This is a genomic window from Peribacillus sp. P4_D6 (genome assembly GCF_056401795.1).
In genome coordinates this window covers 1-506 of the sequence record NZ_JBFUIQ010000416.1, presented here as the reverse complement: position 1 = coordinate 506, position 506 = coordinate 1, and the positions used below count along the sequence as shown (strand labels likewise).

Below are 506 nucleotides of genomic sequence, written 5' to 3'. Positions count from 1 at the left end.
AGTCCACGGGAGACCCCACAGGCGAATATGCGCCGCGGGCGGACCGCCCGCGGAAAGCGAGTGCCCTACGTTCCAATCAACGTCCTTTGCCTTCAGCGTTTTTTGTGTTACATAACCAAGGAAATGGTCCATTCAAGGCCCACCGAAAGTTCTAGGCAGATTCGTCACTTCATGTGCAACCCTGATTCCGGATTGAATGGCTCCTTCAATCCATGCTGGTACGGTTGATGTATGCTCCCCAGCGAAGTGGACCCTTCCTTCAGGAGTTGGGATGTATGGAAACAAGTCCGTTTCCTGACCAGGCTTAAACATGGAGAAAGCGCCGTAGGAATACTGATTCAATGTCCAGCTATAAGAAGCTCCTGATAAAAAATGATCATATACTTGATTACCATGGATCACTGCCAAATTTTTCAATGCGTGTTGTATGCGATCTTTTTCCGGTAGGATATCCCATAATGTGGCATCATCTTCCCATGTATAACTTGCTAAGATGACTAAGATGA

Annotated in this window: 1 protein-coding gene; it reads right to left on the bottom strand. The window is 47.4% G+C overall.

Annotated elements, in window-relative coordinates; translation table 11 throughout:
* Positions 1 to 132 precede the first annotated feature (132 nt).
* Positions 133 to 506, bottom strand: a 374-nt coding sequence (locus AC1DVB_RS27930) for a flavin monoamine oxidase family protein (RefSeq protein WP_477592111.1), incomplete at its 5' end; no start/stop codon positions are given.